General features: G+C 59.5%; 18 protein-coding genes. 10 read left to right on the top strand and 8 right to left on the bottom strand.

All coding sequences use genetic code 11. The features are described 5' to 3' along the window. Positions 1–52: 52 nt before the first annotated feature. Positions 53–1246, top strand: coding sequence for an L-dopachrome tautomerase-related protein (locus tag OQ287_RS08350; protein WP_265896146.1), 1194 nt, complete (start codon positions 53–55; stop codon positions 1244–1246). A 66-nt stretch (positions 1247–1312) separates the two neighbouring features. On the opposite strand, the gene egtD is transcribed toward OQ287_RS08350, so the two are convergent. Both egtD and egtB read right to left on the bottom strand, forming a co-directional pair. Then, entirely contained in the window at positions 1313–2290 is a 978-nt protein-coding gene (gene egtD, locus OQ287_RS08345) for an L-histidine N(alpha)-methyltransferase (protein ID WP_250935199.1), read from the bottom strand. A 48-nt stretch (positions 2291–2338) separates the two neighbouring features. Further along, positions 2339–3640, bottom strand: coding sequence for an ergothioneine biosynthesis protein EgtB (gene egtB / locus OQ287_RS08340; RefSeq protein WP_265896145.1), 1302 nt, complete (start codon positions 3638–3640; stop codon positions 2339–2341). A 209-nt stretch (positions 3641–3849) separates the two neighbouring features. Between egtB and OQ287_RS08335 the strand changes: the two genes are divergently transcribed. Further along, positions 3850–5064: a CynX/NimT family MFS transporter gene (locus OQ287_RS08335; RefSeq protein ID WP_265896144.1), complete on the top strand. Its 1215-nt coding sequence runs from the start codon at positions 3850–3852 to the stop codon at positions 5062–5064. A gap of 68 nt (positions 5065–5132) precedes the next feature. Further along, the gene (locus OQ287_RS08330; RefSeq protein ID WP_250935195.1) at positions 5133–5348 is read left to right on the top strand and encodes a hypothetical protein; all 216 of its coding nucleotides are present in this window, start codon (positions 5133–5135) and stop codon (positions 5346–5348) included. Positions 5349–5351: 3 nt separating this feature from the next. Here the strand turns inward: OQ287_RS08330 and OQ287_RS08325 are convergent, their stop codons facing one another. Continuing rightward, a complete protein-coding gene (locus tag OQ287_RS08325; RefSeq protein WP_265896143.1) occupies positions 5352–6731 on the bottom strand; it encodes an N-acetylmuramoyl-L-alanine amidase in 1380 nt (459 codons plus the stop codon). A gap of 163 nt (positions 6732–6894) precedes the next feature. Beyond that, positions 6895–8655, bottom strand: a complete 1761-nt coding sequence (locus OQ287_RS08320; protein ID WP_265896142.1) for a methyl-accepting chemotaxis protein — start codon at positions 8653–8655, stop codon at positions 6895–6897. Between the two features lie 715 nt (positions 8656–9370). On the opposite strand from OQ287_RS08320, the gene OQ287_RS08315 reads away from it, so the two are divergent. Genes OQ287_RS08315 through OQ287_RS08305 form a run of 3 tightly spaced genes read left to right on the top strand, consistent with a single transcriptional unit; the run spans position 9371 to position 11464 of the window. After that, the gene (locus OQ287_RS08315; RefSeq protein ID WP_265896141.1) at positions 9371–9739 is read left to right on the top strand and encodes an ArsR/SmtB family transcription factor; all 369 of its coding nucleotides are present in this window, start codon (positions 9371–9373) and stop codon (positions 9737–9739) included. Beyond that, on the top strand, positions 9711–10121 hold the full coding sequence (gene arsC, locus OQ287_RS08310; protein WP_265896140.1) for an arsenate reductase (glutaredoxin): 411 nt from the start codon (positions 9711–9713) through the stop codon (positions 10119–10121). Before OQ287_RS08315 ends, arsC begins: the two co-directional genes overlap by 29 nt. Positions 10122–10159: 38 nt before the next feature. Beyond that, positions 10160–11464, top strand: a complete 1305-nt coding sequence (locus tag OQ287_RS08305; RefSeq protein ID WP_250935182.1) for an arsenic transporter — start codon at positions 10160–10162, stop codon at positions 11462–11464. A 40-nt stretch (positions 11465–11504) separates the two neighbouring features. On the opposite strand, the gene OQ287_RS08300 is transcribed toward OQ287_RS08305, so the two are convergent. Next, positions 11505–13556, bottom strand: a complete 2052-nt coding sequence (locus OQ287_RS08300; RefSeq protein ID WP_265896139.1) for a sensor domain-containing protein — start codon at positions 13554–13556, stop codon at positions 11505–11507. A 171-nt stretch (positions 13557–13727) separates the two neighbouring features. Between OQ287_RS08300 and OQ287_RS08295 the strand changes: the two genes are divergently transcribed. The 3 genes from OQ287_RS08295 (at position 13728) to OQ287_RS08285 (ending at position 18287) form a co-directional block, all read left to right on the top strand. Beyond that, positions 13728–15872 carry a CHASE domain-containing sensor histidine kinase gene (locus OQ287_RS08295; RefSeq protein ID WP_265896138.1) on the top strand — a complete coding sequence of 715 codons (2145 nt, stop codon included), beginning with the start codon at positions 13728–13730 and terminating at the stop codon, positions 15870–15872. Between the two features lie 105 nt (positions 15873–15977). Further along, positions 15978–16799 (top strand): SDR family oxidoreductase, encoded by an 822-nt coding sequence (locus OQ287_RS08290; RefSeq protein ID WP_265896137.1) that lies wholly within the window; start codon positions 15978–15980, stop codon positions 16797–16799. A 312-nt stretch (positions 16800–17111) separates the two neighbouring features. Next, entirely contained in the window at positions 17112–18287 is a 1176-nt protein-coding gene (locus OQ287_RS08285) for an MFS transporter (RefSeq protein WP_250935174.1), read from the top strand. A 95-nt stretch (positions 18288–18382) separates the two neighbouring features. Here the strand turns inward: OQ287_RS08285 and OQ287_RS08280 are convergent, their stop codons facing one another. The 3 genes from OQ287_RS08280 to OQ287_RS08270 form a co-directional block, all read right to left on the bottom strand. Continuing rightward, positions 18383–19018, bottom strand: a complete 636-nt coding sequence (locus OQ287_RS08280) for a LysE family translocator (protein WP_265896136.1) — start codon at positions 19016–19018, stop codon at positions 18383–18385. Positions 19019–19082: 64 nt separating this feature from the next. Then, a complete protein-coding gene (gene polA, locus OQ287_RS08275; RefSeq protein WP_265896135.1) occupies positions 19083–21851 on the bottom strand; it encodes a DNA polymerase I in 2769 nt (922 codons plus the stop codon). Positions 21852–21911: 60 nt separating this feature from the next. After that, positions 21912–22670 carry a DUF3050 domain-containing protein gene (locus OQ287_RS08270; RefSeq protein WP_250935171.1) on the bottom strand — a complete coding sequence of 253 codons (759 nt, stop codon included), beginning with the start codon at positions 22668–22670 and terminating at the stop codon, positions 21912–21914. 171 nt (positions 22671–22841) lie between these two features. Between OQ287_RS08270 and OQ287_RS08265 the strand changes: the two genes are divergently transcribed. Continuing rightward, positions 22842–23081, top strand: coding sequence for a DUF2782 domain-containing protein (locus tag OQ287_RS08265; RefSeq protein ID WP_250935170.1), 240 nt, complete (start codon positions 22842–22844; stop codon positions 23079–23081). Positions 23082–23111 lie beyond the last annotated feature (30 nt).

Here is a 23111-nt window from a genome sequence, read left to right as displayed (position 1 = left end):
ATGGGGCGGTCTACACTGCCACGATACCTTCGATACAGGACACCCCCGTTCCATGCGTCTTACCTCTGCATCCCTTTGTCTGGCCTCTGCCCTGCTGACCCTGCCCCTGGCGGCATGGGCCGCTGAACCGGCCACCTCCAACGTGGCGACAGATCGACCCGCAGGGCAGTTGATTCCGGTTTTCGCCTTTCATGACCAAATGCCCACGGGGATCACCGTAACTCGTGATGGTCGCCGCTTTGCAAGCTACCCCCGCTGGGGCGACGGCAACGCCTTTACAGTGGCTGAACTGAAGGATGGCCGGGAAATCCCCTGGCCGAGCAAGGCCATCAATCGCCCGGACATCCAGCATCCGAACGATGCACTGATCAGTGTTCAAAGCGTCGTGGCACCGGGAGATGGCAATATCTGGCTGCTGGATACCGGCACATTGCCCGACAAGGGCTATGCCGCCAGCGGTCAGGTCAAGGATGGGCCGAAACTGGTGGCCGTGCGACTGGCGGACAATACGGTCGTGCGAACGCTGCCGGTACCACCCGAGGCAGCCACCGCGACGACCTACCTGAACGATGTGCGTTTTGATTTCAGCAAGGGCAAGGCCGGCGTGGCGTACATGACCGACTCCTCGTTTACCGGCCCTGGCGCCATCATCGTGATGGATCTGGCCAGCGGAGACGCCTGGCGCGTTCTGGACGGTCACCCATCGACCCAGGCGGACCCGGCCATGGTGCCCATCGTCGAAGGCCGGCGCATGACCGCCACAGGCAAGGACGGGCAGCAGGTCGTACGCCGAGTGCCTGCCGATGGCATCGCCCTGTCGCCGGACGGCAGCACCCTCTATTACTCGGCACTGACCGGTCGACACCTTTACAGCGTTCCGACAGCTACCCTGCTGGATCGCCATATCACCGAGGAAGAGGCGGCGCGCACTGTGACTGATCTTGGGGAAAAGGGTGCCTCGGACGGGATGATCATGGATAACAGCGGGCATCTGTACGCCACGGATTACGAGCATAATGCCATCCACCGGCTGGACACTCGCACCGGCGACTGGAGCACCATCGCCCATGATCCTCGCCTGCTATGGCCTGACACGCTGTCCATTGGCCCGGATGGGGTATACGTAACCGCCAACCAGCTTCACCGTCAGGCCGCCTTCAATCAGGGCAGGGACCTGCGCCAGCCGCCTTACATGCTCTACCGCCTTGATATGGACGCCGAGCCGGTCGCGCCTGAAAACCGCTGATGCCCCGCTCCTGCCCCCTGCACCGGAACCTCCCGGCGCAGGGGGCAGGACAGCGACACTTACCGGTCAGATAGCTTCCGAGCGAACCAGATAATGCACGCTGAACAACCGATTTTGATCGTGCCACAACGCCCTTGATTCAAATCCGGCCTGCTCGGCCATGCTCAGAAAGCCTTCATCGGAATACTTCCACGAATTTTCCGTATGGATGCTCTCGCCTTCACGGAAGGGAATCCGGCGCCCACCAATCATCACCACCTGATTAAGCTGGCTGACCAGATGCATTTCGATGCGCGAATGTGCCTGGTTCAGAAAGGCGTGATGCGTAAAGCGCTCCGGGTCGATATCGCTGCCCAGCTCATTGGCATAGCGCGTCAGCAGGTTTCGATTGAACGCGGCAGTCACACCGGCGGCATCGTTGTAGGCCGCCTCCAGAATATCCGGGGACTTCATTCGGTCGATTCCGATCAACAGCCCGCCACCCTCAGTGAGCATGGAGCGTAGATTGATCAAAAACTGCAACGCCTCGGCGGGCTCGAAGTTACCGATACTGGAACCGGGGAAAAAGGCCACCGGATGGCCGGCCCCCTTCAGCGCCTCGGGCAATCGCAGCGGTGTGCTGTAATCCGCGCAGGAGGCATGCACATCAAGCCAGGGGTAGTCAGCTGCCAGCCGGCGGGTGCTTTCCAGCAGAAAGGCACGGGAGATATCCACCCCGAGGTAATGGTCCGGGCGGGTCGCCTCCAGCAGCGTGCGCACCTTGCGGCTCGCCCCGCTGCCCAGTTCGACCAGTGTCGCGCCCGGCCCGATGATGCGGGCAATGTCCTCGGCGTGATCCGTCAGAATCTCTTCTTCCGCACGTGTCAGATAGTACTCGGGCTGGCGACATATCCGGTCAAACAGCTCCGAGCCGTGATGATCATAAAAGTACTTGGGGGAGGCCCACTTGGGCGAGTCGGTCAGCCCGGCAATGGCGTCTTCCAGAAAGGTATTGCATGGATCAATCGTGTCCTGCTGATCGTGAAAGCACACTGCGGTTTCCATGGTACAACTCCTGCAAGAGGTCAAGGCACGCCGGAGGCGGGCCGGCAATTACGTCAGATCCCGCGCCAGCCTGAGACCTGAAAAGGCCCAGCGGGCATCGGGGGGAAAGAAGTTGCGGTAGCTGTCACGAACATGATGCTCAGGTGTCGCGCAGCAGCCACCGCGCAGAACCATCTGGCCGGACATGAACTTGCCGTTGTATTCACCAAGTGTTCCCGGCAGAGGGGCAAACCCCGGGTAGGGACGAAAGGCACTGGCTGTCCATTCCCAGACATCGCCGTACATCTGTACCAGGGCCTCATCACTTGCGGCAGCGGCTACCGGTTGATACTGCCCCTGTCCCTGAAAATGCCCGGCGACCGGATACTCCTGCGCGGCGATTTCCCATTCGGCTTCGACAGGCAGTCGGGCACCGGCCCAGCGGGCAAAGGCATCTGCTTCAAAGAAGCTGACATGGCATACCGGAGCGTCCGGGTCGACGGGCTTCAGCCCACCCAGCGTCATGTGGTGCCATACGCCGTCGTGACGCGACCAGTAAAGCGGTGCCGTCCAGCCATGGCTGCGACGAGCCGCCCAGCCATCGGATAGCCAGAGTTCAGTGCGCTCATAACCGCCATCGGCCATGAAGGCCATGTACTCGGCGTTGGTTACCGGACGGCGCGCCAGGGAAAAGGCCGCTTGATATACCCGGTGCCGTGGTGTTTCACAGTCGAAGGTAAAGCCGGTTTCCGGGTCACGCCCGATCTGGCGTACGCCTTCGGGAAAATCCACCCAGCCCTGAGGCCCGGCCGCATCAGCCGAGGGTCTGGCGGCGTCGCTACGGTAGACCGGATGCAGGGGATTCATACCCAGAATGTGCTTGATATCCATCACGAGCAGCTCCTGATGCTGCTGTTCATGATGCAGTCCCAGTTCGACCCGGTGCATGATCTCTTCCCGAGCGTCTGCCGGCGGTTCACTCAGAAGAGCGGTCATCGCCTGGTCGACGTGCGCACGAAAGGCATGCACCTCCGCCACGGTGGGACGTGACATGGTTCCCCTCAGTGCGCGGGGAAAGGGCGCACCGTGCGTTTCATAATAGGAATTGAACAGGTAATCGAAGGCCGGATCGATCGGGGTATACCCGGGCAGGAAAGGCTTGAGCAGGAAGGCTTCAAAAAACCAGCTGACATGGGCCAGATGCCATTTGGGCGGACTAACATCCGGCATGCTCTGAATCACATAATCTTCGCACGCCAGCGGTCGGCATATCGCCTCGGACGCCTCGCGCACCTGCCGATAGCGCGTCAGCCATGTGTCCACGCAGGGCGTTTCATCGGGAACAGACGTCCGTGAACCTGATTGCGACATCACTTCCTCCAGACCAGCATTTCATTTGCGCACCGTGACGCTGCACGACGCCATCCCTTCAGCGTAGCCAGGCCCGGAATTTTGGATGTAGTGTTTCGTAACCATCCCGGTGTCCTTCCACCAAAGAACAATCCCATGACGGCTCCGGGCGCCTCGCGGCAAGGAACCACATGCTAGAATGCGCCGGTCCCTTCGTTCATCGAGCTGTCATGTCTGCGTCAACATCACGGTCCATGCCCTCCTCACTGTGGCTGGTTGCCTTCGTACTGATTGCCCTTAATCTGCGGGCGCCGATTGTGGTCATCGGCCCCATCCTGGAACCCATCATGTCGACGTTGTCGATCGGTACCAGCACCGCCAGCCTGCTCACGACCCTGATGATTCTGTGCTTCGGCCTGCTTTCTCCGTTGGCACCGATGGTGGCCGGTCGACTGGGGCTCGACCGCGCGCTGGCCCTGGCGATGATCGCCGTGGCAGTAGGGGGGCTGTTTCGAAGCGTGCCCAGCATCAGCCTCATGATGGCGGGAACGATACTGGCGGGCTTTGGCATTGCCTGCGGCAACGTATTCATGCCAGGGCTGGTAAAGCGCGATAGACCGGAACGCATCGGACCAACCATGGGGATTTATACCGTCGTGCTGGGCATCGGCGCTACGCTGGGTTCCGGCACCGCGGTCATGTTGACCCATGCCTTCGGCACCTGGACGGCCCCGATCCGGCTGTGGGCCCTGCTCGCCCTGCCGGCCTTTGCCATCTGGGCGTGGTTTGGAAGCGCCAGACAAGGGCGTGACAACGCGGAAACACCGGTCCCGATTACCGCCCTGCTCAAAAGTCGAGTGGCCTGGACACTGACCTGCTTCATGGGACTGCAATCGCTGGGGTTTTATACGATGCAGACCTGGCTTGCCAAGGTCGTGATCGATGCCGGCGTCAGTGCTGACAGGGCCGCGCTGATGGTCTCCACCATCAATCTGGTCAGCATGCCGGTGAGCTACATCGTGGCCCGCACGGCCGCGCGCAGAGCGCGCCACAGCCTGTTCATTCTGATACTGACCGCCCTGATCGGCACAGCGCTGGCAGGCCTGCTGCTGGCCCCCACGGCACAGCCCCTGCTGTGGGCGGTACTGCTGGGCACCGGTCAGGGGGGCTGTTTTGCCATTGCCCTGACGCTGATCGTACTGCGGGTTCGTCATGCCGAGCATGCCGCAGCGCTGTCCGGCATGGCACAAAGTGTGGGCTATCTCATGGCGGCCTGCGGGCCGCTGCTGTTCGGCATGCTGCACAGCCTGACCGGCCGGTGGCAGGCATCGCTGGTCATGATGATCGTGTTCCTGATCGGGCAAAGCGTGGCGGGCGTTCTGATCGGTCGCCCTCACCTGGTGGAGGTCAAGGCATCAAGCCCAGCCGGTCGAGGCCGTAAATAGCCTCGTGGCCTGACCGACAGCGGACGCTCCCTGTTGCCCCGGCCCGCGTTCACCCGGGAGACACCACCATGAACACTATCACTCATGCCGCCTTCACCGGCGCGATGGTGCTGCTGATGGGATACCTGACCAGCAGCGTCATCCTCGATAATTTCTTCTTTTATGACTGGCCTCTGGCCCTGCGATGGCAGGTTGCCGGCCTGGGTCTGTGTGCCTGGTTCAGTACTACTGCCGTACTGGGCATCACCGCGCTTCGCCGCAGCAGATCAGGCCAGCGTCACTGAGATTCAGGCACTGGGAATGATCAGCGTATCGCCTGGCTGAATGGCCCGGCCACCGGCAAGGTGGTTGGCCTGCTTCAGCGTGCGAGTGCTGACGTCATGGCGTGCGGCAATCACTGACAGGGAATCCCCCGGGCGCACGGTATAGCGATTCCTTCCTCCGCCAGGCACCGGTTCGCCAGGATGCTCCTTCTGCCAGGCCAGCAGGGAGCCCATAGGTGGCAGGTGCGTGAAGTGATCCTCGATGCCATCGGCAATTGCACGCCCCATATTGTGCTGAAAACTGCTCGAAGCCAGCAGGCGCTCCCCCGCCGCATTCGACAGAAAATCGGTTTCCACCAGCAGGGACGGAATATCCGGTGAGCGCAGTACGGCGAAGTTGGCCTGCTCCACACTGGACTTGAAGATGCGGTTGACCTTGCCGATCTGTTTGAGCAGATCCCGACCGGCTGACAGCGAATCACTGATCTTGCTTTCAAGACTCAGATCCACCAGCGTCTGACGAATCTCCTTGCTGCGCCCCTTCAATGACAACGGCGTGCCGTTGCCTCCGACCATGCTCGAATGGTTTTCCCGTGCAGCCATCCAGCTGGCCATGGTAGACGATGCGCCGTGCGGCGACAGGGCAAAGACCATCGTACCCCGCGGCCTGGAAGAGCTGACCGTGTTGGCATGTATTGATACAAAAAAGTCGGCCTTGTGACGCCGGGCGATATCAACACGCTTTTCAAGCGGGATGAAGTAATCCCCGGTACGGGTCAGAAAGGCATCAAATCCCGGTGTGCGGTTCAGCGTCGCCACCACCTGGCGGGCAATTCCGAGCACTACCGTCTTTTCCTGCACACCATGGTCGCCATGGGCTCCCGGATCATGACCGCCGTGACCGGGGTCGATGGCCACCACGATATCGCGCACTCCCCCCGCAGCGGGTGTAGCCGGATGGGCTGGCGTGCTCGCCGACTGCTGATCGGCCAGGGTCCTGATCGGGTCGCTGGAGGTCAGGCTGACCCGGATATGCTCGCCACGCCCGGTGGATTCCGTATCAATTTCCGGTCGGCCGGGGGCGGCGTTCAGGTCAAAGACCATGCGAAGGTCACGTCCGTGGCGCGTACCGGAACGCACACCGTCTATCACCGTCCCATCGAAGGCACTGCTGGATGGCTCGGCCGTGCCCAGTGTCGTTCCTGGCAGGTCCAGTACCAGACGCTGGGGATTCTCAAGCGTAAACAGGGAGGGGTCAGTGGATGACGAAACCTGAAGATCCACCACCGTGGTGCCGTCACCGTGACGGACCTGAATCGACGACACCTCGCCTGCCAGAGCAGGCCCACAGACCAGCACCATCAGCCCCAGACACACAGTTAAACCACGACAAAGCAATGACATACCGAAATAATCTTGTTGAGCAACAAAGGGAGCAGAAAATACCATCGCCGTGTCCACCCGCCTAGGGGTGTCCTGTCAGCAAGGCGCACAACGCTGTGAGTAATTGTTGCGCGACCACGAAAAAGGGCTGCCCGAAGGCAGCCCTGAGTACAATAAAACGGGGTTAGAACTCGGTCCAGTCGTCGTCGTTGTCGACCGTTGCCACTGATCGTCTGGCGGGCTGGGCGGGCGTTTTGGCTACCGGGGCGCTGCTCGCCGGAGCCAGTGCGCGCGTTGCGGTCGGCTTTTTGGCAACAGGCCTGGACGGTGCTGCCGGCTGATGCGACCTGGAGGGGGCATCGGCCTTGACCGCCGGACGCTTCGGAGTCATGGGGCGGGTATTGTCCACCTTGAAGAAAGCCATCTGCTGAAGCAGTTCGCGGGCCTGATCTTCCAGTGACTGGCTGGCAGCAGTAGACTGCTCGACCAGGCTGGCATTTTGCTGTGTCACGCCATCCATCTGGGAGATGGCCGTATTGATCTGGTCGATCCCCTGCGCCTGCTCCTTGCTGGCAGTCGCGATTTCACTGACCAGGGTACGTACCTGACTGACGCCGCTGGAGATTTCATCCAGGCTTTGTCCAGCCGTCACCACCAGCGCCGAACCGGCTTCTACCCGCACCACACTCTGCTCGACCAACTGCTTGATTTCACGCGCGGCATCGGCACTGCGGCTGGCCAGTGTTCGTACTTCAGAGGCCACAACGGCAAACCCACGCCCCTGTTCACCGGCACGCGCGGCTTCAACGGCAGCATTCAGTGCCAGCAGGTTGGTCTGGAAGGCAATGGTATCGATCATGCCTACGATACCGGCGATCTGCTGGCTGGAGGCACTGATCTCGGACATCGCACCGACAGCTTCCTGCGCAACGCGACCGCCGTTCTCGGCCTTCTGACTCACTCCGTTGACCAGTTCATCAGCCCGCGTGGCATTATCGGCATTCTGGCGTACCGTGGTGGTGATCTCCTCCATAGAGGCCGCCGTTTCTTCAAGGCTTGCTGCCTGCTCCTGGGTACGACGGTTCAGGTCATTGTTGCCCTGACTGATTTCCGCCGACGACATGCTGACGGAATCAGCATTGAGCCGTACCGCGTTGACCACCTCGGCCAGCTTGAGCTTCATGCCCTGCAGGGCGCCCAGCATATCGCCGAATTCATCCTTGCAGGTCACATCGATATCCGCATCCAGCCGCCCTTCAGCGAGAGATTCGGCAAATTCACGCGCCTTGCTCAGCGGCATCATGATGCCGCGGATCAGCCAGAACGCCAGAGCGATCGCAAGACCAATGGCCAGCGCCATGGTGCCCATCAGCAGAGTGCTCATGAAGGCATAGTCGGACTGACCGGTTTCGAAATTTTCTGCTGCCGCGTCCACGTTGGAGTCGATGACCTGCTCCAGATCGGCAAGCACCAGACCGTAGTCGGCACGTACTTCATCACTGAGTACGCGCTCGGCCTCTGCAAACTGACCGGCAGCGGCCAGGTCCAGGGCGTGGTTAAAGTTGTTACGCAGGGTGGCAACATGCTGTTCATAGCTGTTTCGTGCGCCCTGCTCACGAGCATCAGGCACACTCGCCTTCTTGTATTTGGCCCAGTCGCCATCCACTTTCTGAACCTGGGCATCCACCTTGGCCCTTATGGCCGGGATCAGGGCGGGATCTTCGTTGATCAGGGCTGCATTAAGCTGAATACGGTTCATCAGGATGCCGTTGTTTACCACGCCAAGCATCTGAATGGGGATAAGGTTATTGGTATAGGTGTCACGCAGATCTTCCTGCCCCTGCCGGGAAGAGTAGATACCCAGGGCTCCCACCCCCACCAGCAGGGCGACACACAAGCCCAGACTGGCAGCCAGGCGTAACTTGACGCTTCGATTCAGAAACATGAGACGGTCTCTCCGAATTCAGGCACTCGAGGGATTTTCAAGCGCTCGGGCACGCTGCAGTGATAATGGGTGATGTAGCCACCGCACGATCCAGTGCCTGGCTTACTCTCTGGGAGTTACGGCTCAGCGCGCAAAAACTGGAGCAGTAATTGCTAAAGAACCTGTCAGGATGTCAGTGCCCATCTGCCAGTGCCTGTCGTCATGGCCCGGAGCCCCCGTGGCAAGCGGCTCGTGACTGTTGTCGATAGCGTATTCAAGTGAAAAATGCCCTCGGTGATAGCAAGGATTATCTCGCTGCCACCGGAGTTCAGGCACATACTTCAGCGCATCGAAGGGATTGCCTGAAAAGAAACCTGACAGGATGTCGGGTGACATGGATGTTTTACACAGGACGTGTGTCTTATCTTACGGCCCGGTTGGCAGGTTCGCTCTCAGTGCACCTGCCAACCGGGCCGTTTTTATGTCGGTGAAAGGAACTCCCTGGACACATCATGCGAATTCTTGTCGTTATGTAACCCCTTGCTGCAGGTTAAGGGGATCAGGCCATGGCGACGGGTATGGTGTCATTTCGCATGGATGCGCGGTGCCGGGAGAGCAACCGGATATTGCTTTATTTCGGCACCACTTCCTGCTTCCCCCGCCCGCATCACACTACCGTGCGGTACCTTCAAACAGTGGATTGCGCTGCGCGCCATATGTCCATAAACTTGGACACATGGACTCAAATGATGCCGTACCTCTGTTTGCCGCGCTGGCCCAGCCCACACGACTGGCTGCGTTTCGATTGCTGGTCACTCACCTGCCGGCAGGCTTGCCCGCAGGGGATATCGCCCGCCGACTGGATGTTCCACATAACACCATGTCCTCTCACCTGGCGGTGCTTGAGCGGGCAGGACTGGTCTCCAGCCAGCGCCAGAGCCGCCTGATGATCTATCAGGCCCGGCTGGAGCGCGTGAATGACATGATCGACTTTCTGGCCCGCGACTGCTGTGGCGGCCATCCGGACCTGTGCCAGCCCGCAGGCAGCCTATCTTCTACCCACACGGGAGACACCCATGATCAGCCGGATCTATCACAACCCTGACTGCGGGACGTCCCGCAATACACTGGCCATCATGCACGCCTCGCAGCAGGCACCGCAGGTCATAGAATACATGACGACCCCGCCCGACCGTCCCACGCTGGTTCGGTTACTGGCCGACATGAACATGGCGCCTCGCGAGCTGTTGCGCCAAAAGGAATCGGTTTATACCACTCTGGGGCTGGATGATCCGATGCTCTCCGATGAACATCTGATTGATGCCATGCTGGCGAATCCCGTGCTGATCAACCGCCCCATCGTGGTGACCCCCCGCGGCACCCGATTGTGTCGCCCCTCCGAGGCCGTCATGCCCCTGCTGGATACCCCGGTGACCTCCTTTACCAAGGAAGATGGCGACACGATTGTCTTTCCTTCAGCGCCCTGACAGGCATTGATCACGCACCACATCGGGAAGAATGCGGCATGACAGCTTTCATTATTTTCATCATCACATTGACGCTGGTGATCTGGCAGCCCAGGGGGCTGGGTATTGGCTGGAGCGCCGCCGGAGGCGCGCTGGCAGCACTGGCCATGGGCGTGGTGACCCCCGGAGATGTTGAAACGGTCTGGCATATCGTGTGGGACGCCACCTTCACGTTTGTGGCGCTGATCATCCTGTCACTGATTCTGGATGAAGCAGGATTCTTCGCCTGGGCGGCCCTGCATGTCACGCGCTGGGGCCGCGGTAACGGCCACGCCCTGTTTCTCCTGATCATTGTACTGGGAGCGGTCATTGCAGCGTTTTTTGCCAATGATGGCGCGGCGCTGCTGCTGACACCGATTGTGCTGGCCATCCTGACCCGGTTGAACGTATCACCGGCCGCCTCGTTCGCGTTCATCATTGCCACCGGGTTCGTGGCCGACACCACCAGCCTGCCGCTGGTCATCTCCAACCTGGTCAATATTGTCAGCGCCAACTTCTTTGACGTGTCCTTCACTCGATACGCTCTGGTGATGGTACCGGTTAATCTGGTCTCGCTTGCCGCTACCCTGCTGGTGCTCTGGTGCTTTTTCAGGCGTGCCCTGCCAGGCCGCTACTCGCTGGAAACCCTTGAGCGTCCGGCCTCTGCCCTGCGGGACCGGGCCGTATTCTTCGCCGCGTTTCCACTTCTGGGACTGCTGATCGCGGCCCTGTTTCTGACAGCACACCAGCAGTGGCCGGTCAGTGTCCTGATGGTGCCGGCGGCTCTGATACTGCTGGCCATCGCCGGCCGGGTGGGGGTTCGCGCAGCACCGGTCATTTCGGTTCGCCAGGTGCTGATTTCGGCTCCCTGGCAGATCGTGCTTTTTTCGATGGGAATGTATCTCGTGGTGTACGGCCTGGGGCAGGCATGGCTGACGGAATATGCCGCCATGGCCCTGACCTGGCTTGGCAGCCATGGTCCGGCAGTCGCCACTCTGGGTACCGGTATCGCCGCGGCGCTTCAGGCGTCGATTGTCAATAACATGCCATCGACCCTGATCGGGGCGCTGGCCATAGATCAGGCCCAGGTATCGTCACTGACGCGTGAACTGATGGTCTATGCCAATGTAATCGGCAACGACCTGGGGCCCAAACTGACACCGATCGGCAGTCTGGCCACTCTGCTGTGGCTGCATGTGCTCAGCGGCAAGGGGCACCACATCGGCTGGGGACAGTACATGAAGACAGGGCTGATTCTGACACCGCTGGTGCTATTGTCTTCCCTTCTGGCGCTGCTGGGCTGGGTATGGCTGCTTCATCATTGACGAAGGCCCGGCACGGCTGTCGGCGTGAATGACGCCGCGTTCATCGACAGGACGGCTGCATCGACATGGGATCGACCGGACGGCCAAAGTAGAATCCCTGTAGATGGGAGCATCCTTCACGCTCCAGTACGCCGGCCTGTTCAAGGTCCTCGACACCTTCAGCAGTGATCTTGATGCCCAGGCTGGCCCCCAGACTGGCAATGGCCTTGATGATGGCCCGGGCCTGCTGGCTGCTGCATATTTCGTTGACGAAGCTACGATCAATCTTGATCCGATCGAAGGCAAAGGAACGCAGGTAATGAAGCGATGAGTAACCGGTACCGAAATCATCCAGCGCAATACTGACGCCGAGATCCTTCAGGGCTCTCAATGTATGAATATTGCGCTGACTGGTATCCAGCAAAATGGACTCGGTAATTTCAAGCTCAAGTCGTGAAGGCTCAAGTCCGGACAGGGCAAGTGCCTTGCGCACCTGCTCCACGAGAGTAGAGCGCTCGAACTGCACCGGGGACAGGTTGACGGCCACCGTTAGATGACCAGGCCATGTGGCCGCTTCCCGACAGGCCTCCTGCAGAACCCACTCCCCGATGTCATGAATCGCCCCGATACGCTCGGCCACAGGAATGAATTCCATCGGTGAGACCATGCCACGCTCTGGATGTCGCCAGCGAAGCAGGGCTTCCTGACCCGATGCCGCATGGTTGCCGGCCTGCATCACCGGCTGGTAGTACAGCACCAGCTCCTCTCGCATCAATGCCTGGCGAAGCTCGGTTTCCATGCCCAGTCGCTCGCAGGCAGCGTCGTGAAGCTCCGGCGTAAAGCAGGCCCAGCGCCCACGGCCACCGCGCTTGGCCTCGTACATGGCCATGTCGGCTGCCTTCATCAGTTCTTCTGACGTATCGATCAGCTCGGAGGTAATGGCCACGCCGATACTCAGGCCGATCTGAAGGGAATGATGATCGATTTCAATGCCTCGCTGGCACTCGGCCAACAGGGTTTCGGCCCGCTTTACCAGATCACCCATGCACCGACAGTTCGGCACGATCAGGGCAAATTCATCACCACCAAGCCGCGCCAGTATTTCATGAGGCGTCAGGGCACTACTCAGACTTGAGGCCAGCTCGGCCAGCACGGCATCGCCGATGTGATGCCCCAGTACATCATTGATGTCCTTGAAGTTATCCAGATCCACCATCAGCACGCCCGTCGGCATCTGTCGCAGGCTTCCGGGTTTCAGTGCCTCATCAAGGTAGTGAAGAAATCGGGCCCGGTTGGGCAGGCCGGTCAGCACATCATGGTGTGCCATGAAATTGATATTGGCCTGGTGCTCGTGAATTTCGGTGACGTTCTCGATCAGGTACAACAGATAGTCGCTGTCATCGGCCTCCTGATGGATCGACAGCACCTTGCACTTGAGGTGCTGTACCCCGTGGGCTCCGTGATGTAAAAGCAGGGTTTCCTCGGAGGCACCGATGTCTGCGACACGTCTGGCCTGCGGAGCAAGCCGCATGATCAGCTCGCCCACGGAAGGAAGGGTGTCATCTTCAACCCGGTGCCCTTGCATACTGTCGAGTACGATATCGCCGGTGGCCAGGCTCTGCACCAGCACATGCATCGGAATATTGGTAATCACGGCCTGAAGAAAGGTCGATAGTTCGGCAAGCTCAAGGTTGCGGCGTGCGGTATCTTCATGTGCCAGGGCCAGCGCCCTTTCACGATGTCGACGCTCGGTGATATCACGGGTTATCTTGGCAAATCCGATCAGAAGGCCGTTATCGTCATACACCGCATCAATGACGACGCTGGCACAGAACGGCTCTCCATCGTGGCGCAGCCGCCATCCTTCTTCCTCGAAACGGCCATGACGCCGTGCATGCACCAGATTTTCATGGGGCTGGTTTCTTTTACGATCCTGCTCGGAATAGAAGATACTGAAATGGCGGCCAATGATGTCTTCCGGCGTATACCCCTTGATGCGACAGGCGCCGGTATTCCAGTTCATCACATGCCCTTCCGGGTCGAGAAGGTAAATGGCGTAGTCAACAATGTTGTTGACCAACTGCTTGTAGATACCGTCGTCACTGTTATTCATGGCGTACCATCTGTTTTCGTCTCGGGGCGATACATTACTTTTCTGCCTGCTCTTTCGAGTATCGACCACTGCTTGAATGTATTAAGTGTCAAGTAGCCCGCAAATCACGATATGAAGATATATCGCAGCGCGCCGATAAGGCTTTCATGGCTGGCTCAGGTGACCTCACACATGCGTACATTCAAACTTTCCACTCCGTTTCGCGGGCTTCCCTGGGCTGCTGCAGCCGTGATCATGGTGGCCACTCTCATGCTGGAGCACTGGTACGAACAGCAGCGTGATCAATACGCCCAGCAGGCCTTTACGGCCATTGCTCAAGACACGACCAACAACATCAAAAGACGCATGCATGATCACGAGCTGATTCTCAGGGGCGGCGCGGGGCTGTGGGATGCCAGCAACGAGGTCAGCCGAAAGGAATGGCGTCAGTATTTTGATCGCCTGTCGCTCGATGAGCATTACCCGGGGATACTCGGGTTCGGCTATAGCCGGATTCTGACGCCAGAGCAGGTTCCTGACTTTGAACGCCAGGTACAGGAAGAAGGATTCAGCAGCTTCAAGGTGCACCCGCCCGGCAATCGGACGCTTTACAGCTCCATTCTCTACCTGGAACCATTTTCGGGCCGTAACCTCTCCGCGTTCGGCTACGACATGTATTCTCAAAAGACCCGCCGGGCAGCGATGGAGCGGGCTGTTGATCTCAATGAAACCGCCATGTCGGCCCGGGTAACGCTCGTGCAGGAAACCGATGACGAGGAAATACAGGCCGGCATGCTGATCTATGTCCCGGTCTACAAGGAAGGATTACCCGTTGCTACCCGGGAAGAGCGCTGGGAAGCGCTGAAAGGCTTTGTTTACAGCCCATACCGGATGGGTGATCTGATGAAAGGTGTAGGCTATGGCGATGTCGGCTTCAAGGTATTTGACGGTAACAAGCCGGACCGTAACAAGCTGATGTATGCCTCATTCGGAAGCGAAGATTTTGATGGCAAAACCGCTCGCTTTCATAGCGTTGTGACGATGTCCTTTTTCGGCCGCGACTGGACCCTGTGCTATTTCAGCCGGCCTCGTTTCGAAAACAAGTATGCCTCTCAGGCTGAGGAATTGATTCTGCCCGCCGGTATGGCACTGGCCCTGCTGGCCTTTATTCTGGTTCATGTCCTGATCAATCGGCAGCAAAAGGCAGAACAGCTGGCCAGGCGCATGACCCGAACCATTCGTCACAACGAACGAGAGCTGCAGGAGGTCAAGGACCGTCAGGCCCGAGTACTGGCCGGCAGCAGCGATGGCTGGTGGGAGCATAACCTGGAAGAGGACAGCGTCTATTTTTCCGAGCGCTGGTGGTCGCTTCTTGGCTACGAAAACGACATGCCGGAGGATTCGACCATGACGCTTGAAGCCCTGATGCATCCGAATGATCGTGCCAGGACCATGGCTTTTTTCAAGGCGCTGCTGTCCTCTGACGAGATTGACTTCAGCACCGAATTTAGACTTCAGCACAAGGATGGTCATTACACGCCGTTCCTCTCCCGGGGGATGGTCCAGCGCGACCATAACGGCAAGGCCATTCGCATCAGTGGGGCCAATACCGATCTGACCGAACGAAACCGGGTTGACGAGATGAAGCGCGGGTTTGTCTCCACCGTGAGCCATGAACTTCGCACGCCATTGACCTCGATTGCCGGGTCGCTGACGCTGATCGACAGTGGCGCCCTGGGCGAAATACCTGACCCGATGAAACCCATGTTCGAGGTGGCCCGCCTCAACAGTGAACGGCTGACCCTATTGATCAATGATCTGCTGGACATGGACAAGCTGCTGGCGGGCAAGATGACACTGGAACTGGCCGAATATGCTCTGGACAGCCTGGTGGACGAAAGCCTCAAGGCCAATCTGGGCTATGCTGAAAAATTCAGTATTCAGCTGGCCGCAGACCGGATTGATCCGGTACGGATCAATGTGGATGCCCTGCGATTTCAGCAGATCATCTCCAACTTCATCTCCAATGCCATCAAGTTTTCCCCTGCCGGAGAGCAGGTGCGGGTGCACTCGCACGTCGACAGTAATCAGGTCACGGTGTCCATTACCGACCGCGGCCCGGGCATTCCTGAAGAGTTTCAGGAACGGATTTTCCAGAAGTTCTCTCAGGCCGACACCTCGGATACCCGTACCAAGGGCGGCACCGGGCTGGGGCTGGCCATCGCCCGCGAGCTGGCAGAGCACATGAATGCCACTGTCGGGTTCGATACAGTCCAGGGCGAAGGCTCGACCTTCTGGATCAAGCTGCCCTGCACACCGGCACCGGCGCAGGCATAAGGCGCGCCACGCCGCTTACCTGGTTTGCAACACGGCAGTCGTCTACTACCTTTGTCGAACAGGGCGTCAGGAAGATGCCCTTTTACCGACATCAGGGAGCAGAACATGACCCGACTTGCACACCGTATTACCGTGATTACCGGTGCCGCGACCGGTATCGGACAGGCCACCGCCCACCTTTTTGCCGAACATGGCGCTACCGTCATATGCGCCGACAGGAACATCGATACGCTGAAGGCCACTGTTGAAGCCATCCAGGATGCCGGCGGCCAGGCACAGGCCCATGAGCTGGACGTATCCAGTGAGGACGCAGTAAAGGCCTTTGCCGACGCCGTTCGACGCGAGCATGGCCACATCGATGTGCTGTTCAACAATGCCGGCATTGATCAGGAAGGCGGTAAATTGCATGAATACCCTACCGAGCTGTTTGACCAGATCATCAGCGTGGATCTTCGTGGCACCTTTCTGGTCAGCAAATACCTGATCCCTCTGATGCTGGACAACGGCGGCTCGATCATCAATGTTTCGTCCATGTCCGGACTGGCTGCCGATCTGGACCGTTCCGGCTACAACGCAGCCAAGGGAGGCATTACCAACCTGACCAAAGCCATGGCGATCGATTACGGCCGCCACCGCATTCGCGTCAATGGTATTGCTCCCGGCACGATCGAAACGCCGCTGGTCGATAGCCTGGCCGGCGAGCCGGATGATGACGATGGCAAGAAGTTTCGCGATGCCCAGACCTGGGTCACCCCGCTGGGCCGGCTCGGCAAGCCCCGCGAAATGGCCTCTGTCGCACTGTTTCTTGCCAGTGACGATTCAAGCTTTGTGACCGGTGAGACCATCCTCGCCGATGGCGGCGTGATGGCATATACCTGGCCTGGCAAGATGCTGTTTGAAGCGGGCTGGAAGGAATCCGCTGAATAAGTCTGCTGCCTGAATTATTGCGACAGACCAGAAACGGGCGGTACCGGTCTCGGGCCCGTACTGCCCGTCTGCATGTGCCAGCGCCCTGTATCCACGAATGGATGCCAAGCAGGCATCGCGCCAGTGACGGCAGACTGGCTGGCGAACGAATGCGACTATCGTCTAAAATCGACACCTTGTATATTCCGACGGCGCCATCGACATGCCCTGCCGGCTTGCGTCGCCGAACTACCCCCGCCCTGCTCACCCTTGCCTGATACGCGGTCACTGACTGCACTGCGGGTAGAGCCTGTCACATACGCCTGAGGTTTCATGACCCGTCACACACACCCTCTGCTCGTTTTGCTGGCGCTTGCCACCGGCGGCTTCGCCATCGGCACGACCGAGTTCGCCACCATGAGCCTGCTGCCCTTCATTCAAAGCGACATGGCCATTTCACCCTCCACGGCCAGCCACGTCATCAGCGTTTATGCACTCGGCGTGGTCATCGGCGCGCCGGTCATTACAGTGCTGGCTGCCAGGATCGATCGCAAATGGCTGCTTCTGGCGCTGATGGGGCTGTTTGCGATCGGTAATGGCCTGAGCGCCGTCGCGTCGGACTATGGCTCACTGATTCTGTTTCGCTTCATCAGCGGCCTGCCTCACGGCGCCTATTTTGGCCTGGCCGCGCTGATGGCGGCATCGGTCGTTTCAAGCGGCAAGCGCACCCGGGCAGTCGGCATGATGATGATGGGACTGACGGTCGCCACCATTGTCGGGGTGCCACTCGCCACCTGGCTTGGCAACGTGTTCGGCTGGCGTTTCGGCTTCTGGCTGGTCACCGCACTGGCCCTGCTGACGGTAGTGATGATCGCCCTGTTTGCCCCGAAAACCGGGGTAGCCACGGCGCAAAGTGCCAAAAGCGAACTGCGCGCCCTCAGCAACAGTGCGGTGCTGTTGACGCTCGCCATTGGTGCCATCGGCTTTGGCGGCATGTTCGCGGTATACACCTATCTGACCGCCACACTTGACCACGTCACCCATATGTCAGCGCATGCCATGCCGCTGATTCTCGCCATATTCGGGCTTGGCATGACGGTGGGCAACGTGATCCTGCCCCGCTTCGCCGACCGCTCCCTGATGCCGACGGCAGGCGGGCTACTGCTCTGGAGCGCGGCAGCACTGGCAGCGTTCCCGCTGGTTGCGGATAACCCGGTGCTGATTGCAATCGATGTGTTCTGCATCGGCATGAGCGGTGCGCTCGGCACCATTTTGCAGACGCGCCTGATGGATGTGGCGGGCGAGGCACAAAATCTGGCTGCCGCGCTCAATCACGTCGCCTTCAACATGGCCAACGCCCTCGGGCCGTGGCTTGCAGGCCTTGCCCTGGCCTTCGGCTTCGGCTACCGCTCGACTGGCGTGGTCGGCTGTTGCCTGGCCTTGGGCGGCCTCGCGATCTGGGCAGTGGCTCGCCGGCAGGAAAAACGCCAGCGCCACGCCGCCGCGTGATCGTTCAAGCGCGCCTCAGGCCAAAAAAACCGGGGCCGCCTGAAAAGGCGGCCCCGGTGTTAGATTGAAGCCTCAAAAAATGCGATTAGCATGCGTCATCGCTCGGAAGCAGCAAGACGAGCGCCAAGAGCGACCAAAACGCCCCCCATGGTGCGATCAAGCCATAAACCCACAGCAGGATGTCGACGAAAATAAACCGACAATCTGGCTCCGAGATAAACCAGGGGCAGTTCGACCAGCCCCGCTACCGCGATGATCAGCACGCCGTGAAGAAAAAGCTGGGCCGCAATCGGACCCGCGCCGTGCACCACAAACTGGGGAAGAAACGCCAGAAAGAACACCGCCACCTTGGGGTTCATCACGGATACCAATAGCCCTTGGCGCCAGATTTTTCCTTGAGAAAGGGCGCAATGCGCTGCTTCGGCTGTAAAGGGGGACGATTTGGAGCACAGTGACTGAAGCCCTAACCAAATCAGATATGCCGCCCCCGCCCATTTTACGACAGCGAATGCGGTCGCAGAACTTGCCAGCACGGCCGAGAGACCCAATGCCGCCATCAGCGCATGAACGAATGCCCCGCTCCAAATACCAAACATCGCCGCCAATCCCGCTGACTTTCCGCCTTTCGCAGTTTGGCCGAGGATAAAGGCCATATCAGGACCCGGAGAAATGTTGAGCAATAGGGCTGCCGAAAAAAACGTCGTCCAGTGCATCAATGAGTAGTCGAACATCACATCCTCTCGCCTTGGTTTTGTTGTTATAAGAAGGCTGCATTTGGCCCGCCTTTTCTCTGTTTCAGTGCGCTTCTTCCCAGTTTGCGCCACTCTCGGCATCCACCACCAGGGGCACGCTCAGCTCACCGGCACACGCCATCCGCTCACTGATGTCGGTCTTGAAGGCCTCGACCTGTTCGGTTTTCACTTCAAACACCAGTTCATCGTGCACCTGCATCACCATCCAGGCATCGAAGGCGCCTCCCGCCAGCCATGCATCAACGTCAATCATGGCACGCTTGATGATATCGGCCGCGGTTCCCTGCATCGGGGCATTGATGGCAGTACGCTCTGCCGCCTGGCGACGACCATGATTACGCGAGGCAATATCGGGGACATACAGGCGCCGGCCAAAGACGGTTTCGACATAACCGTTTTCAGCAGCATCGGCCCGCGTGCGCTCCATGAAGGAGGCAACGCCCGGGTAGCGGTCAAAATAGCGCTCGATGTAGGTCTGGGCCTGATTGCGTTCGATGTTGAGCTGGCGTCCCAGCCCCCAGGCGCTCATGCCGTAAATCAGCCCGAAGTTGATGGCCTTGGCACTGCGACGCTGATCCACGCTCACCTTGTCCACCGCCACATTGAACACTTCGGCGGCCGTGGCGCTGTGGATATCCAGGTTGTTGGCAAATGCCTCGAGCAGCCCCTTGTCGCCCGACAGGTGCGCCATGATGCGAAGCTCGATCTGCGAATAGTCTGCCGCAACGATCGAATAGCCCTCGCGGGCGATAAACGCGGTACGAATCCTGCGACCTTCCTCGGTACGCACCGGAATGTTCTGCAGGTTCGGGTCGCTCGAGGACAGCCGGCCGGTGGCGGTCACGGCCTGATGGTAGCTCGTGTGAATGCGGCCGCTTTCGGCGTTGACCAGCTGCGGCAGCTTGTCGGTATAGGTCGAACGCAGCTTCGAAAGGCCGCGATGCTCCATGATCACTTTCGGCAACGGGTAATCCAGCGCCAGCTCTTCCAGTACCGCCTCGGCGGTTGACGGCGCGCCCTTGGGGGTCTTCTTGATGACCGGAATCTTCTGCTCATTGAACAGGATTTCACCGAGTTGCTTGGGCGAACCGAGGTTGAACTCCCGACCGGCCATCTCGAAGGCGTCCTTCTCCAGTGCCGTGATCCGCTCTCCCAGCGTGCGGCTCTGCTCGCCGAGTTTTTGGGTGTCGATCAGAACACCGGTGCGCTCCATTCGGGTCAGTACCGGAATCAGCGGACGCTCCAGCGCGTCCAGCACATCAGCCAGCCGACCGGCCTGTTCTACCCGGGGCCTCAGAATGTCATGCAGCCGCAGCGTGACATCCACATCCTCGCAGGCGTAGGGCATTGCCTGCTCAAGGGCAATCTGATTGAACGTCAACTGTTTCACGCCCTTGCCGGCAATCGCCTCGAAACTGATCGTTTCATGGCCCAGATACTGGCGGGCCAGGTCGTCCATATTGTGGCGAATGACCGTGGAATTGAGCACATAGGACTCGAGCATGGTGTCGACCAAAGGGCCCCTGACGGCAATGTCATAACGCGCCAGCACTTCAATATCGTACTTCAGGTTCTGCCCGATCTTGGTGATGGCCTCGCTGGTCAAAAACGGGGTCAGGTCATTCAATACCCGGGTACGATCGAGCTGGGCCGGTGCATCCAGATAATCATGCGCGACCGGTACGTAGACTGCCTCGCCCGGCGCCAGCGCCATGCCAATACCAACGATCTCGGCCTCCATGTAGTTGAGGCTGGTGGTTTCCAGATCAAAACAGAAGGCATCCGCGGCCTGCAGTCGCTCAAGCCAGACCTGCCAGTCGGCCTCGTCAAGGAGGGCGCGATAGTCCTGCTCGGCCAGGTCGAACCCGGTCTGACGCTCGGGTTCAGGATCGGCAGCCGGTGCGGGCTCCGACGCAGCAGGCGCATGCTCCGTGCCATCGTCCGCCAGCTCATTGAGCCAGCCCTTGAATTCAAGCCGTGTATACAGCGTTCGCAGAGCGGCGTTGTCCGGCGCAGGCGGCGTCAGGTCCGTCAGGCCCACCGGCAGATCGCAATCGACCTTGATGGTGGCGAGCTGATAGGACAGGAAGGCCTGATCACGGTGCTCGGTCAGCTTTTTCGGCAGGGTCTTCGCCCCTCGGAACCCAAGGGTAGTCACCTTGTCCAGGTCACCATAAATGGTGTCCAGCCCGCCATTCATGCCGGTCAGCAGTGACAGGGCCGTTTTCTGCCCGACCCCCGGTACGCCCGGGATGTTGTCGACGCTATCGCCCATCAATGCCAGATAATCAATGATCAGCCGTGGCGGAATACCGAACTTTTCCTCGACACCAGCCTCGTCCAGAAGCTCGTTTTTCATGGTATTGACCAGCGTGACGTGGGGGCTGACCAGTTGAGCCATGTCCTTGTCACCGGTGGAAATCACCACATCATGGCCATCACGGGTGGCCTCGAAGGCCAGCGTGCCGATCACGTCATCGGCCTCCACCCCCTCAATGCACAACAGCGGCAGGCCAAGGGCGCGCACGCACTCGTGCAGGGGCTCGACCTGTGGGCGCAGATCATCCGGCATCGGCGGGCGATGCGCCTTGTACTCGGGATAGATCTCATCGCGGAAGGTCTTGCCCTTGGCGTCGAACACCACCGCCATCGGGCTTTCCGGGTACTGGCGGATCAGGCTTTTGAGCATCGATACCACCCCGCGGACCGCCCCGGTCGGGGTGCCGTCAGCAGCCGTCAGCGGCGGCAGGGCATGAAAGGCGCGGTACAGGTAGGAGGAACCGTCGACGAGGACGATCGGAATAGCGGCCATGGGAGCTCCCGTCGGCGAACAATCGGAAAACCCCCATGATACGGAACCGCCGGGACCCTGTCAGGCTGCAGGCGTCAATTGCGCCAACAGGGCATCCCAGAAGGCAATACGGCTGTCGACGGCATCAATGGCTGCCTGCATGGCCTGCTGCTGCATGTCGACATCATCGCCGACCAGCTCGGCCAGCATTTTTTCTGCCGCGGGCCCGTGGTTGTCGGCATCAAGCTCGATATGGCGCTTGAGGTAGTACACAAAGGTCGGCACGTCCTCGTTGTCTACCTGCCAGGCCGACAGTAACCGGGAGAACATCTCGGGAATGATGTCTTCCCGACCATGCAGGAAGTACGCTGCGACGACATGAACCGGCGCATTCATCGCCACATCAAGCGTATTGCCGACAAAGTCGATGACTGCTGGCGGCGTGTCCATCGCCCGCATTACCCCGATCGGATCCTGCCCTTCGCGCACCTCGCTGATGAACCGCTCGATCGGAGCCACGTCAGCGTGCACTTCCTCCATGGCCTTGACGTACAACTCGAAATGACTGCTGTGGCCGCCGGTGCGATTCCGATCGGTTTCCTCACCGGTCACGATCTCGTTGATGAGATGCGCAGCATCCGGATAGCGGGGCGGCACCCACGGCAGACGGGTGCAGGTCAGTTCATTCTGCAGTCGCTTGGCCAGCGTCATGAAGTCCCATACTGCGAATACATGCCACTGCATCAGCTCCCTGAGCTGATCCTGGTGCGTCAGGGCGTTGAAGACCGGATGGTGGAACAGAACCTGCTTGCGCGCGTCGAGGTGTTGTACTGTCGTCACGTGTGCGACTCCTTCAATAGTATAAAATGCGACCTTTCAATGGCCCGAATATCTACGCTGACGTGTAACATATGACAACGGGTCGATAACAAAACCTTATCACGGCCGAAAAATACACCTAATAAAGAATTATTTTATACTTGCTCTTGCGGCCCCTTCAGGACCAACGTCATGAACTACTCCAGCATACTCCTTGTTGCACTGCTTTTTCTGACCGGTACAACCACGGCACTGGCAAAGGATCCTTCTGCACCGCAGGAATATCGTGATAACGGCGCGCTTTACGCGGTTGCCGTCACGACGGAAGACGGCACGCGCCAGATACTTGTGGATACCACCGGCGACGGCAACTTTACCCCCTACACCGGCAGCGAGCCCGTCCCGCCACCGGAGTGGACAAGCACCAGATAGCCGCTCATCGCACATCGGAAAGCATATTCT

The organism is Larsenimonas rhizosphaerae, assembly GCF_026240105.1.
Taxonomy (GTDB): Bacteria; Pseudomonadota; Gammaproteobacteria; order Pseudomonadales; family Halomonadaceae; genus Larsenimonas; species Larsenimonas rhizosphaerae.
The sequence above is the reverse complement of the archived record's forward strand: the minus strand, read 5'-3'. Positions and strand labels throughout refer to the sequence as shown.